Origin of the sequence: Pseudomonas sp. GOM7 (assembly GCF_026723825.1) — a bacterium.
Classification (GTDB): Bacteria; Pseudomonadota; Gammaproteobacteria; order Pseudomonadales; family Pseudomonadaceae; genus Aquipseudomonas.
In genome coordinates this window covers 1,156,233-1,169,480 of the sequence record NZ_CP113519.1, presented here as the reverse complement: position 1 = coordinate 1,169,480, position 13,248 = coordinate 1,156,233, and the positions used below count along the sequence as shown (strand labels likewise).

The 13,248-nt window shown below is 63.1% G+C and carries 11 protein-coding genes; 2 read left to right on the top strand and 9 right to left on the bottom strand.

Annotated features, from left to right (window positions below; genetic code table 11):
* The 9 genes from OU800_RS05295 to OU800_RS05255 form a co-directional block, all read right to left on the bottom strand.
* Complete coding sequence (locus OU800_RS05295) at nucleotides 1–3,435, bottom strand: AAA family ATPase (RefSeq protein WP_268181755.1); 3,435 nt, start codon at nucleotides 3,433–3,435, stop codon at nucleotides 1–3.
* Nucleotides 3,436–3,488: 53 nt separating this feature from the next.
* Entirely contained in the window at nucleotides 3,489–3,857 is a 369-nt protein-coding gene (locus OU800_RS05290) for a hypothetical protein (RefSeq protein WP_268181754.1), read from the bottom strand.
* A 79-nt stretch (nucleotides 3,858–3,936) separates the two neighbouring features.
* The gene (locus tag OU800_RS05285) at nucleotides 3,937–5,019 is read right to left on the bottom strand and encodes a GGDEF domain-containing protein (protein WP_268184198.1); all 1,083 of its coding nucleotides are present in this window, start codon (nucleotides 5,017–5,019) and stop codon (nucleotides 3,937–3,939) included.
* A 128-nt stretch (nucleotides 5,020–5,147) separates the two neighbouring features.
* The gene (locus OU800_RS05280; protein WP_268181752.1) at nucleotides 5,148–5,756 is read right to left on the bottom strand and encodes an HD domain-containing protein; all 609 of its coding nucleotides are present in this window, start codon (nucleotides 5,754–5,756) and stop codon (nucleotides 5,148–5,150) included.
* Nucleotides 5,757–5,801: 45 nt separating this feature from the next.
* Complete coding sequence (locus OU800_RS05275) at nucleotides 5,802–6,365, bottom strand: GNAT family N-acetyltransferase (RefSeq protein WP_268181750.1); 564 nt, start codon at nucleotides 6,363–6,365, stop codon at nucleotides 5,802–5,804.
* 343 nt (nucleotides 6,366–6,708) lie between these two features.
* A complete protein-coding gene (locus OU800_RS05270; RefSeq protein ID WP_268181748.1) occupies nucleotides 6,709–7,833 on the bottom strand; it encodes a DNA cytosine methyltransferase in 1,125 nt (374 codons plus the stop codon).
* A 102-nt stretch (nucleotides 7,834–7,935) separates the two neighbouring features.
* Nucleotides 7,936–8,580: a hypothetical protein gene (locus tag OU800_RS05265; RefSeq protein ID WP_268181746.1), complete on the bottom strand. Its 645-nt coding sequence runs from the start codon at nucleotides 8,578–8,580 to the stop codon at nucleotides 7,936–7,938.
* A 114-nt stretch (nucleotides 8,581–8,694) separates the two neighbouring features.
* Nucleotides 8,695–9,924: an exonuclease subunit SbcD gene (gene sbcD, locus OU800_RS05260; protein ID WP_268181744.1), complete on the bottom strand. Its 1,230-nt coding sequence runs from the start codon at nucleotides 9,922–9,924 to the stop codon at nucleotides 8,695–8,697.
* Nucleotides 9,921–10,340: an Lrp/AsnC family transcriptional regulator gene (locus OU800_RS05255; RefSeq protein WP_268181742.1), complete on the bottom strand. Its 420-nt coding sequence runs from the start codon at nucleotides 10,338–10,340 to the stop codon at nucleotides 9,921–9,923. Before OU800_RS05255 ends, sbcD begins: the two co-directional genes overlap by 4 nt.
* A gap of 125 nt (nucleotides 10,341–10,465) precedes the next feature.
* On the opposite strand from OU800_RS05255, the gene yjeH reads away from it, so the two are divergent.
* Nucleotides 10,466–11,719: an L-methionine/branched-chain amino acid transporter gene (gene yjeH, locus OU800_RS05250; RefSeq protein WP_268181740.1), complete on the top strand. Its 1,254-nt coding sequence runs from the start codon at nucleotides 10,466–10,468 to the stop codon at nucleotides 11,717–11,719.
* A 111-nt stretch (nucleotides 11,720–11,830) separates the two neighbouring features.
* Entirely contained in the window at nucleotides 11,831–13,204 is a 1,374-nt protein-coding gene (locus OU800_RS05245; RefSeq protein ID WP_268181738.1) for a TAXI family TRAP transporter solute-binding subunit, read from the top strand.
* Nucleotides 13,205–13,248: the final 44 nt, after the last annotated feature.

Genomic DNA, 13,248 nt, shown 5'->3' with positions numbered 1-13,248 from the left:
TCATGCTCCTTCCTTCACCGCAAAACGCGCATCGAGCCGGCTGTAGCCGAGGCCGACGCCCTTGTGCACCCGCAACTGTACGGGAATACGTTCCTTCATCGCCTCGACGTGGCTGATCACGCCGATGGTCTTGCCACTGGCATTGAGGTTGTCCAGGGCATCCAGCGCCACCTCCAGCGTTTCGCCATCGAGGGTGCCGAAACCTTCGTCGAGAAACAGCGAATCGATGCTGGTCTTGTGGCTGACCAGATCCGACAGCGCCAGGGCCAGCGCCAGGCTGACCAGAAAGCTCTCGCCACCGGACAGCGTGCGGCAGTCGCGCGCCACGTCGGCCTGCCAGGTGTCGCGTACCTCCAGCTCCAGCTCGCCGCTGCCCTTGCGCGCCAACTGGTAGCGCCCATGCAGGCGCGTCAGTTGGCGGTTGGCCAGGTGGATCAGGTGGTCGAGGGTCAGGCCCTGGGCGAACTTGCGGAACTTGGCGCCATCGGCCGAACCGATCAATCCGTTGAGCTGCTGCCACAGGGCATGTTCGTCGGCCTGCGCATCGATCTCGGCGAACAGCGCCTGCTGGCTGCTGCGCCGCGCATCGTCGGCCTGCAACTGCGCGCGCAGCTCGCCCTGGCGTTCGCTCAGGCTGCGCAAACGCGCCTGCAAGGCCTCAATCTGCTCGGTCAGCTCGGCCAGGCCCAAGGGGGTCTGCGGTTCGGCCTGCAAGCGCTGCACCTCGGCCTGAGCTGCGGCCAGCAAGGTCGTGGCCTGGGTGTGGGCGCGCTCCAGTTCGGCCTTGAACGCCGTCAGCCGCTGGCGTTCGTCTTCGCTCAGCACGGCAGCCTCGAACGCCGCCTGATCGGCGAAGGGACTGCTCGTCAACGCCTGCTGCCAGGCCTGCCGGCACTCCTCCTGACGTAGCTGCAGGCGTTCCAGCAACGCCACCTGAGCCTGCTCGCTGCCAGCCAGACCGTCGCGTTCACGCTGGCTCGCGGCCAGCCGCTCGGCTGCCTCGCCCAGAGCCTGCTGTGGGTTGGCCGTCGCTGCGGGTTCCTCCAGGCTCGGTGCGCCTGCGTCCTGCCAGCGTTGCTGCCATTGCTCGGCCTGCGCCTGGGCTTCGTCCAGTTGCCGCTGCGCCTCGCGTTCACTCTCGTGCAACTGCTGCTGGCGCGCCTGCGCATTCTGCCAGGCCAGCCAGTTGGCTTTCTGCTGCGCCAACCAGCCCTCGCCATCGGCGGGCAGCTCGCTGGCGAAGCCCTCCAGGCTGGCCAGCAGCGCTTGGGCCTGCTGCGCCTGCTCGGCCTGGAGCTGGCCGAGATGCGCCTGTTGCTCGGTGAGGCGCGCCTGGGTGTTGGCGATATCGCGATCGAGCAAGGCCTGCTGCTGTTGCGCCTCGGCCTGCTGGCGCTCGGCCCTCTGGCGCTGCTCGCCCATGCGCTGCAGCTCAGTCTGCTGCGCCTGCACGGCCTCCAGGCGTGCTTGCAGTGCGGCCAGTTGCTGCTCGTGCTGCTGTTGCAGGTGGCTCAGTTCGGCGGCACCTTGCAGGCGGATGTCATGCTCGCGCAGTTGCTGCTGCCACTGCTGATCCAGCGGCTGCAACTGCGCCTGGGCCTGAGCCTGTTGCTGCTGCACCTGTTCGATCTGCGCGGCCAGGCGGGTCAGCTCATCACGCAGGTTGGCACCCTGGTTCTCCAGCTCGCTCAGTTCGCTGCGGCATTGCGCCAGGGCCTGTTCGGTGGCGGAGACGTTCAGCGCCTGGTATTGACTGATCGCCGGATGCTCGTGCGAGCCGCACAGGGGGCAGGCGTCGCCCGGTTGCAAACGGGCACGATACGCCTCCAGATCCTGAATGCGCTGCTCCTGCTCCAGCAGCTTTTCCTTGTCGGTGACCTGCTGCTTGAGTGCCTTGTAGCGCTCGCGCAGGGCGTTGATCTCGGTGTTCTTGTACGCCTGCTGGCGCTGCAACTCGGCCAGGCGCGGCGGCAGCTCGGCCAGTTGGGCGTTCAGAGCCTCACGGCTCTGCGCCAATTGCTGCAGGCGGTCGAACACTCGGCTGCGTGCTTGCAGGCGCTGCCAGTCCTGGCGCAAGCCGGCCTCTCCTGCCTCACCCAACAGGTCTTGCATGCTTGCCTGCTGCCGCGCCTCGGCATCGCGCGCCTGCTGCACCTGCTGCTGAGCCTGCGCCAGGCGCGCGCCCTGCTCCTCACGCTGGCGTTGCAAGGTGGCGAGCTGCGCGCTGGATTCGTCCAGTCGCGCTTGCGCAGTCTGCAGTGCCTGCTCGGCCTTGGCCCGTTGCGTGAAGCGCTCGTCCCAACCGCTGAGCAACCCGCCCAGGCGTGCATGCTGGCTGCGTTCACTCAGCCATGCCTGCACCTCGCCGTGCTGGTGCTGCACCTGGGTCAGCGCCACCTGGCGCTGCTCACGCCAGTGCGCCGCATGACGGCAGGCCTGCCACAGCGCCTGGCGTTCACGCTCGGCGCACGCCTGCATTTGCTCACGCAGCTCAAGCAAAGCTCGCTCGGCCTGCTGACTGTCGTGCTGCGCCTGCTGCCAGGCCTGGTGCAGCGGCAGCAGGCGCGCGGCAGGCTCGCTGGCGGCCAGGCGCTGCAGATCATTGGCCGCAGCGGCCTGGCGCTGCTGGGCCCGCTCCAGCCCTTGTGTGGCCTCGGCGGCCTGCTGCTCGGCACGCTGCAACGCCTCCCGCCAGCGCTGCTGCGCCAGCAGCGCCTGTTGCTCGGCAAGCAGCGGTGCCTGTTCCTGCGCCAGGCGTTCGGCTTCGGCCTGCAATTCGCTGCGCTGCGCCTCGTCCAGCAGCTCCATGCCCTGGGCGCGGCTTTTCAGCAGGCCCAGTGCCTGTTCGGCGGCCTTGGTGCGCTCATAGACCTGCTGGGAAATCTGCCCGTAGACCTCGGTGCCGGTCAGTTCCTCCAGCAGTTCGGCGCGCTGGTTGGCATTGGCTTCGAGAAAGGCGGCGAAACCGCCCTGGGCCAGCAGCATGGACTTGGTGAAGCGCTCGAAATCCAGGCCAGTCAGCTCGGCGGTGAGATGTTCCTTCTCGCGGATCTTGTCGGTAAGGATTTCGCCATCGGCGATACGCGCCAGCTCCACCTTGGGCGCCTGCAGCGCGCCGTCGATCTTGTCGCGCGCGCGGCGCTGGCTCCAGAAGGCGCGGTAGCCCTGCCCCTTCACCTCGAACTCGACCTCCGCCAGGCAGTCGGCGGTGTGCCGGGTCATCAGTTCGTTGCCGCTGGCCGACAGCGTGCTCATGCGCGGCGTGCGGTGATACAGGGCCAGGCAGATGGCGTCGAGCAAGGTGGTCTTGCCGGCGCCAGTCGGCCCGGTGATGGCGAACAGGCCGCTGCCGGCGAAGGGCTCGGCGGCGAAGTCGATCTTCCATTCGCCCTTGAGGGAATTGAGGTTCTTGAGGCGCAGGCTGAGGATTTTCATGCACAGGTCGTAAGCCGTTGAAGGCGGTCATTCTGGCATATCCAAGCGAGGATTCAGTCGCGGCAATAGCCCTCGCCGCTGCGCACGGTCAGGCAGTTGTGCTTGTCCTGCAACCATTTCATCCCGGTGGCTTCGCCATCGGTGGCCGTGAGGGTCTCGACCACGCCATCACGCACGAAGACGATCTGCGCTCCCTGCGCACGCCCGACGAAACGCCGTGGGCCGTCGAGGTTGGCAATGGTCAGACGGTAGTCATCGGGCGTACCGGTGATCTCCAGGTAGGTGCCTTCAGGCCCGCTCCAGCGGCCCAGCCATCCGTCCGTGACAGCACCTGCCGTCGTTCGCTCAGGCGTGCCGCTGCATGCGGCGCAGGCCAGCAGCACAGTCAGGGAAATGGCAATCTTGAGTGAAGGTAAGTGCATGGCAGCCTCTGCTCGATAACGCTTCTTATGCCTGTTCGAGGTCGGCCCGGCACCCGAGTTCTATCGCTCTGCGCTGGATTCACAGCACCTCGATGCAATCACGGCCTGCCGCCTTGGCGCGGTACAAGGCCTGATCGGCGCGCAGCATGAGGTTATCGGCGCTTTCACCCGCTCGATACTCGGCGATGCCGAAGCTGGCCGTCTTGCTCTGCACGGTATCGAACTCGAAGCCATTGATACGCCGTTGCAACGCCTTTACCGCCAATTGCGCCTGACGTGCGCCGATCTCCGGCAAGAGGATGAGGAATTCCTCGCCGCCCAGCCGCCCGACCCTGTCCACCACCCGCACGCTGTCGCGCAGCAAGGCGGCGAACTGGCACAGCACCTTGTCACCCACGGCATGCCCATGGGTATCGTTGACCTGCTTGAAGTGATCGATATCGATCAGCACCACGGAAAAGCGAGTGCCATAGCGATTGGCGCGCTCCACCTCATCGGCCAGAAAGCGCTGCGTGCAGGAGCGGTTCCACAAGCCGGTCAAGCTGTCGAGGTTGGCACTCCGCTCCAGGCTGCCCTGATGCAGGAACATCAGCTTGTGTGCCCGCTCCAGCATGATGGCGCTGAGCAGGCCGAAGGAGAACGACGCCAGTATCCAGATCAGGTGCAACCGCTGTGGGCCAGGCGCGAGCGAGTCCTCGAGGGTGACCAGCAGAATCGCTGCCAGCGACACCAGCGAGGTGCCCATGGCCCGCTTCAGCGCCAAACCCGAGATGGCGAAGGTCCACATCAGGTTCAGATAGATTTCCGGCGCATAGAGGGCAAAGCGCGGCGTACCGAAGTTGAAGTAGAGATTGGCCACCACCGACACGATCGGAGCCACCGTCAGCAGGCCCAGCATCCAGGACTGCCGCCTGGGGTAAAAGCTCAGCAAGCCGATGGCCAGCAGCGCACCGGGCACCAGCAGTGCATGGATGAGCAATCGCGCAAACGGCTGATCGCTCTCCACGTTCTGCTCGATGCCGGCGTAGATCAGGTACAGCACCATGGTCAGGAAAGCGACGTAACGAATCTGCGCAATCTTGGCCTGCCGATACCACTCCTCGAACGCCTGTCGTGTCGCCTCAGGTACACCCAGCAACGGATCCAGCGAGCGCGCCAACATATTGATCACGGCACTTTCGCTCCCCAATCAGAAAGCCCTCGATCACAGCATAGAACGCCTGGCGCGAGAGCTCTCAGCCTTTATAAGCCATGCTGCACATGGAGTGGCCTGCTCAGTGTCGGTAGCGCTTAGCCGATAGCACCTGCCAGGTTGATTCGCGCCTGTGCCTCATAGCGCTGCCTGAAATGCTGCGTGTTGTATAGCCGAGGGCGCGCCAGAAAGCCCTTGAGCACGCTGCGCCGCTTCATGCGGTACACCCAGCCCGGCACCCAGGCGTACTCGGCGCGCACCTGGGCGTCGTATTCGGCAAACTGCTCCGGCGCGGCCCCGAGAATGGCCAGGTCGATATCCACCAGCAACTGCTCATCCGCGACGCTTGGTGTTGCGTCATGCCGGGTGGCCATGATCAGTTGCTCGACCCGCGCGAGCGTCGCCTGATCGGCCTGAGCAGCCGCCAGCGTCTCGATGGCCCAGTCCGCGCTACGCCGCTCATTGTCCTTGCCACGCACATCGTAGATGGCATCGTGAAACCAGAGCGCGATAGCCACCTCGCCCGGCTGCTGCGCCAGATGCCGAGCCTGCTCGAAGTGGCCAAGGCACTCGCGCAGGTGCTGCAACGAGTGATAGTGCCGCTGGGGTTCCTCGTAGGCACGGACGAGCTGCTCGAACAGACCTGGCGGTGGCTGCAGGCCAAGATCTGACCAGGCGTGGGCCCAGGAGGAGGTTAGAAGATTCATTGGGGTTACCCGAGGCTGCAATCACGCGCCTGTAACGCGCTTTGCCTAACCATGCCGCGCTGGATGATCACTTAGCAGTCGCCCATAGATTGCAGAGTCAGAGACGACGCCATTGACCTCCCAACGCTGCCTCAACAGGCCCTCGTGGGAAAAGCCGAGTTTCCCCAGCGCTTTTGCCGAAGCCTGGTTCGCCGGGTCGATCTCTGCCTCGATACGGCGAAGCCCCAGTGAATCGAAGCCATACTGAATCAACGCCTCTCCGGCCTCGCTGATATAGCCTCGTCCCCAACAAGAACGTGCCAACCCGAAACCTATCTCAGCACGTCTGGAGGCCTTATCGTAGCTGAACAACATGCATTTCCCTGCCAGTTCATCGGTAGACCTCAGCCATATTCCAAGCACAAGTGACTGTTGACCTCGCATTGACTCATTACTCTTCTCGATGAATGCGATGGCCTCCTGAACATCGGCCCAGGGGGCCGTATTCCAATAACGCATGACCTCCGCATCGGAGAAGATCGCCAACAGCCCTGGGGCGTCAGATGGCAGCAAGGGTTTGAGTATCAAGCGCTCGGTTTCCACTCGGGGGAAAAACACGTCCTGTGACATCGACGACTCCTTTGCAGTTGTACATATTGCTCGAACCTGGGAACCACTAACTAGGTTTGATACCGGGCTGCTCACGCCAGCCATTTGAATGACAGAGCCAGGAAGTCGCTGGCTCCATTCCTGATGATTTCACCATGCGCCATGATCAGTGCTCGTGGTTTCCACATCACTATTGGCATGAAATATTGACGCGACTCGGCCTTGGCAGAAATGAAGCAACGTAGGATGAGTAGAGCAACGCGAAACCCATCGAATCTCCCCTGGGTTTCGCTGCGCTCTACCCAGGCTACACCGGCCTGACACACTCGGTTCTGGGCGCTACTGCCAAGGCCTGCAGACAGAACTATAACAACTCACACTGGAGCGCCCTTGAGTCCAGCCTGCGACCGGCCCCCTGCAACAGCCTTGCGATCACCCACTTGACTAGTTGCGGCGGCACCGCATTGCCATACAAAGAATACTGATCGTAGCGGGTAATGCCCTGGCAATGATGATCGGGAAAACCCTGGATCCTGGCATATTCCACATTCGTCAATCGTCTGAATTCATTCCCCACTTTGTAACGCTCGTAGTGCCGGCTGGTCGTGCAGGTCAAAGTAGGTGCCACACCTGAGGTACCAAAAATCGAGTAGCCCATGCGCGCCCCACCTTTTTGGTTATAGAGAATCTCGACACCATTGAAGTAACGATTGACGACTTCGCTGTTCCTGATCCGAGCCAGAGTGTCCTCGGTAAAGAAAAAACTCCTGTCGGGCGATCTTTCCAATACCGAATCCAGTTTCACAAAAGGCTTGCTCTCGGAGAAAGACTCGATATTGGCGTGGCAGAAGCGTCCCTCTAGGGCCATTCCCCAGTTGAGGAACTTCGCCGAATGGTCGCGTATGTCACTCCACCTGTCCGGGTTACCCACCTGTGCCATCTGCCTGTCGGTCAACCCGGAAAGATCCTGTTCGGTGCACAGATAGGTGAGAGGCGCCTTGTCCAGGTGCCCAATGATCACGATACGCTCGCGATTCTGTGGCAGACTGAAATCGACGGCATTGAGAAGACGCCATTCGACGAAATAACCAAGATCAGAGAGCGCATCGAGAATGGTTGCAAAGTGCGCTCCCTTGTCCATGGAGAGCAGGCGCTTGACGTTTTCCAAAACAAAATATCTTGGCTTCTTCTTGTTCAGCACCCAGACGATTTTCTCGAACAACGTGCCCCTGACATCCTCGATGCCCAGTTTCTTCCCGGCGCTGGAGAAAGGCTGGCAGGGAAAGCCGGCCGTCAGCAGATCATGATCCGGTACGCTGTCCACCAGCGTTGCTATATCGCCCTCGACGTGCACTTCGGGGCCGAATCTATCCCTGTATACCCGTGACGCCTTGGGGTCGATATCGTTCGCCCAGACGGTCTCCAGGCCTAATTCATCGCAGGCAATCCTGAATCCGCCTATACCTGCAAACAACTCAACAGCTTTCATCCCGCACTCTCTGGCGTTTCAGTTTTCAATTCGTCTTTGGAGTTCGGCGACGATTGGCCTCCTGCATGTCGTCGCACAGCCACCCAGCGCAGCCCTACCCGGTCATCTGACCCGCCATACGCCATCTACAGCACCCGCCTGCTGAATTACCCGACCATATTGCAAGCGCCACTGCATGGCATTGGAAATGGTCAACGAACCTTCAGCGGGAGGCTCGCGCATGATCTGCTCAGCCAACCGATAGGCTTCTATTTCTTCCACTGGCAGATTGCGCTCAAAAATGAAGGCCACGATATCATCCTCGTTGCCACCTCGTTCGAGAATGTTCAACAGGCCTCGGGTCGTCTGATAGTCGGCTGTCCGGGACTGCTCGACAAAAACTACATGCTGCATATCCAGGCGTGCGGTCTTGTTGAGGTGGTCATCGCACTTTGCGTATACGAAGATCAAAAGGTGATAGCCCAGACCATAGATCTTCTGAGAGGCAGATCTGAAAGGGCAGGATGATTGAGGCTGCCTTACGCTGGTCACTTTGATATCGACATTCAGCCCGGGGATATCGATACCTGAAGCCGAGTTGCCCATCTCATAGTCGTAATGTTCCGCCAGGTAACTTGTAAATTTATGCTCGATATAGGTGCCTATAGCCTTGCCATCGGTAATACCGAACAGCAAAGGCTCATCATAGATACTCTCCCTTTCAGCAAAGGCATTGGCTTCACGTGCCAATGCATCAATCGTCAGCATGCCCCTCATGAATCTTCGCACCGCCACTCTCCCTTTAAGAATTTCCCGACCGACCAGCGCCTGGCAACGTAAAGCCTCGCTATGATATTGCTTGAACGGGGGTCAGCTCGCCATTCAACCTGCTCCTCGATCCCCCAGTCTTTCCAACACCCGCCGATACAACCCCTGCAAACGCAGCGAATCCTCTTCCTCCAACGCCTCCTGCTGCAAGCGGCGGGTGAAGACGTCCTCCACGCTCAGCTCATCCAATGTCTCCCGTGCTTCGCTGGCCAGGCTGGCCGTGGCGTTGCCGCGCTCGCGGCGGATGCGTAGCACTTCGACGGGGTGCCCTTCGCACAGGGCGTTGATGTGGCTTTGCAGATCGCTCAGGTAGTCGTCAGTGCTTACTTGCACTTCCAGCCATACGGGCCGTTCGGGTGTGCCCTGCTTGGCCACCTCGGCGATGGCATCGGCCAGTTCCTTGAGCGAGCCGCGCAGGCTGGCCATGGGTTGGAACACCGGTACGGGCAGTGGCGTGATCGATTGCAAGGCAGCAGTGCCGAACTCCAGCAGCAGCACTTCCTTCTGCTGGCGTGCTTCATCGAAGGACAGGGCAATGGGCGAGCCGCTGTAGCGGATATACTCCAGGCCGCCGACCTTCTGCGGGCGGTGGATATGCCCGAGGGCAATGTAGTCGGCTGGGGGGAAGGCGCTGGTGGGGAAGGCCTCCAGGCTGCCGACGTAGATTTCCCGTACCGATTCGCTGGCGCTGGCGCCGACGGTGGTGAGGTGGCCGGTGGCGATGATCGGCAGCGCCTGGCCCAGTTCCTCGCGCTTGCGCAGCGCCAGCTCGTGCAGCGCCCGGTAGTGCTCGGCAATGGCCTGCTGCAGCGATTGCTGTTTGTCCTGCGCGCTCTGCCCGGCCTGGCTTGCCAGAACGTCACGTGGGCGGATAAAGGGAATGGCACAGAGGATGGCACCTGGCTGATCTGCGCGATCCTTCAGCACCAGCACCTGATCGGCCAGATCGACACCCACGCCCGGCACCACCTGGGTGCCCAGTTGTGCCAGCAGGCTGCGGCTCTCGCCGAGCATCGCCGGTGAATCGTGGTTGCCGCCGAGCACCACCAGAGCACAGCCGGCGTCGCGCAGCTCGACGACCAGACGGTAATACTGCTCTCGGGCGTAGCTGGGCGGCGCGCCGGTATCGAATACGTCGCCGGCGATCAGCAGCACGTCTACTTCATGTACCCGTACCTGTTCCAGCAACCAGGCGCAAAAGGCCTGGTGCTCGGCCTGGCGGGTCTTGCCCATGAAGTGCTGGCCCAGGTGCCAGTCGGAGCTGTGCAGGACGCGCAGGGTCATAGCGGCCACTCCTGCACGACGATATGGGTCTTGACCCGCTGCATCTGCGGGAAGGCTTCGATGGCCGCGCGTACTTCGCTCAGGCGCGCCATGCTTGGCGCCTCCACCAGCACCAGCATGTCGGTCTCGCCGCTGATGCCGCTGCAGTGGCGGATTTCCGGGTATTCGCGCATGCGCTCAACGTAATCCTGGCAACGGGCGTTCTGGTAGAAAAGCTCGAGGAAGGCCTTGACCCCGCCCTCGCCCGGCACTGCGACCTGGGCGTGATAACCACGAATCACTCCGCTCTGCTCCAGGTGGCGAATGCGCTCGCTGACCGCCGAGCGGGAAAGGTTGACCTCACGGGCGATCTGGCTGACGGAGGTGCGCGCGTCGCTGCGCAGCAGGGCGAGGATCTGGCGATCGAACTTGTCCACGGAGGTGTTTCTCGGGCGGCAATCGGGTTGACGGGAAGAACCGCCATTTCGTCGGTGAAAGGCGACGGCCTGCACTCGGGCGGCGCCTTACCATAGCGGCTTCTGCAAAGGCGAGAGCATACCCCATGAGTCGACTGAACAAGGAATTGGGCCTGCTGCAGGGCGTCGCCCTGCTCAGCACCTCGCTGCTCGGCACTGGCATCTTCGTGGTGCCGGCCCTGGCGGCCACGGCGGCAGGCGAGGCGTCGCTATGGGCCTGGATGATCCTCATTGCTCTGGTGCTGCCGGTGGCCTTCACCTTCGCCCAGTTGGGTAGGCGCTTCCCCCATGCCGGTGGCGCACCGCACCTGATCGGCCGCGCCTTTGGCCTGCGCATGGAGAGCGTCAGCGCCTTGCTGTTTCTCGCCGTGCTGCCCGTCGGTTTGCCTGCTGCGCTGCATATCGCCAGCGGCTTCTGGTTGGCCCTGTTCGACCTCGACCGTGCCGGCCTGCTGGCCATAGAACTGGCCACCTTGGCCGCCATCCTCCTGCTCGGCCAGCGCCCGCCGAAGGCGTCAGGCCTGCTGCAGGGGTTGATCGCCGTGGCCATCGTCGCCAGCGTGGCGCTGATCTGGTGGATCGGTGATCTGCCCCATGCCGACCAGCCGCTATTGCCCGCAATGGACAGCCAATGGCATTTGCTGCCAGCGGCGCTGGGGGTGATGTTCTGGTGCTTCGTCGGCATCGAGGCCTTCACTCACCTGGGCGAGGAATTCAAACACCCGGAACGGGACTTCCCTCTGGCACTGTTGCTCGGTGTGCTGCTGGCCGGCCTGGTGTACTGGGCCTGTTCGGTGGCGGTGCTGAGTTTTGCCACCTACGGTGACGTGCACAGCGACACCACCGCCCTGCCGCGTCTGTTCGAGCAACTGCTGGGCGAGCAGGCGCGCGTGCTGGTGACGGTGCTGGGCTACCTAGCCTGTTTCGCTTCGATGAACGTGTATATCCAGGGCTTCGCCCGGCTGATCTGGAGCCTGGCCGATGAAGGTCGCCTGCCCGCAACGCTGGCCGTGCGCAACCGTCAGGGCGTACCCGGCAAGGCGCTGCTGCTGGTGGTGCTCAGTTGCGCGCTGTGCGCCGTGCTCTCGGCCACCTTACAGTTGTCGGTGGATGACCTGATCCGCTACGCCAACGGCAACTTCGTGCTGATCTACCTGCTCAGCATGGCGGCGGGCTGGGTGCTGTTGCGTGGCGTCTGGCGCCTGCTGGCCGGGCTCAGTGCGCTGCTCTGTGCAGCGGTGCTGGCGATGCTCGGCAGCGATGCCCTCTATGCCGTGGCGCTGCTCGGCGCCTTGCTGCTGATCGATCATCTGCGCGCCAGGCACAAGGCGCTGGCGTAACGATCCTCCGCGCAAGCCTGATGGTGGATGAAAGAGCGTCATCCACCCTACGGATGACCTGGAGGCGCGTGGGGTTCTATCCTTGCATGGAACCCGCCGAAAGGAAGCCTCATGCGCCGCGTACTCAATGATCTGAAAATCATGATCCTGGCCAACCTGTGGATAGTCCCGGTGGTGGCTGGCCTGGTCTGGGCGCTGTTCCAGTTCGTCGCACCGCCACCGCCGATGAGCGCCAGCATGGCCACCGGCGCCCAGGGCGGCGCCTATCAGCAGTTCGCCGAGCGCCTCAAGGAGGAGCTGGCCAAGGAAGGCTTCGAGCTGAACCTGGTGCCCACCTCCGGCTCGCGCGACAACCTGCAACGCCTGCTGGCCAAGGATCCCGAGGTGCAGATCGCCCTGGTACAGAGCGGCCTGGAGCGTCAGTTGGCGCCCGACGCGCAGCACCAGTTGCAGAGCCTGGGAGCGATCTATCAGGAGCCCTTGTGGTTGTTCTACCGCCGCGCTGTCAGCCTGGATCGTATCGCCGATCTGCTGCCGCTGCGCCTCGGCCTGGGTGGCGCAGGCAGCGGCACCCGTGCGGCCAGCGACGCCATTCTCGGCGCCAACGCCATCCTTCCCGAGCAGTATCCCGACACCTGGCAGAGCCTCGGCGGCGGCAAGGCCGCTCGTGCGCTGATGGCCGGCGAGCTGGACGCCGCCTTCTTCGTCGGCCCGGCGGAAAACGCCCTGGTGCAGCAACTGGCAGCCAACCCGGATATCGCCCTGGCGCACTTTCGCCGCGCCGCCGCCTACGAGGCGCGCCTGCCCTTCTTCAATCAGGTGAAGGTCGGCGAAGGCCTGCTCGACCTGGCCAGCAATGCGCCGGATCGCGATATCGTCACCCTGGCCCCGGTGGCCACCCTGGTGGTCAACGACGACTTCAACCCCGGCCTGGTGCCGCTGTTTCTCGATGCCAGCCGCGAGGTGATGAAGAACGGCACCCTGCTCGACGCCGCCGGCACCTTCCCCAGCGCCGAGCCGCGCACCTTCGAGCTGCACAAGGATGCCGAGCATTACTACGCCAAGGGCCTGCCGATCCTGCAGCGCTACCTGCCGTTTCGCATCGCCTCGCTGGCCGACCGCTACATCATCCTGTTGATCCCGCTGATCGTGGTGATGATCCCGCTGTTCAAGGCCGTCGGGCCGATCTACCAGTGGCGCATCCGCGCGCGCATCTACCGCTGGTACAAGTACCTGCGCGAGATCGACCGCAAGCTGCACGCCGGCTCCCTGCCGGACGAGCTGGACAGCGAGATCGAGCGCCTGGAAAAGATGGAAGACGAACTGGCAGCGGTGGAAGTGCCGCTGTCGTACTCCAACCAGCTCTACGAGCTGCACTTGCACGTGCGCTACGTGATCGAGCGGCTGCGCGCCCTGCAGCAGCGGCGCGATGATGGCCACGAAGCCTTCGCCTCGGTGGTGCCGAGCCCTGACCACCGCAGCTAGCTTCGGGCAAGCGACCATGAAAAAGCCCGCGAATCGATCGCGGG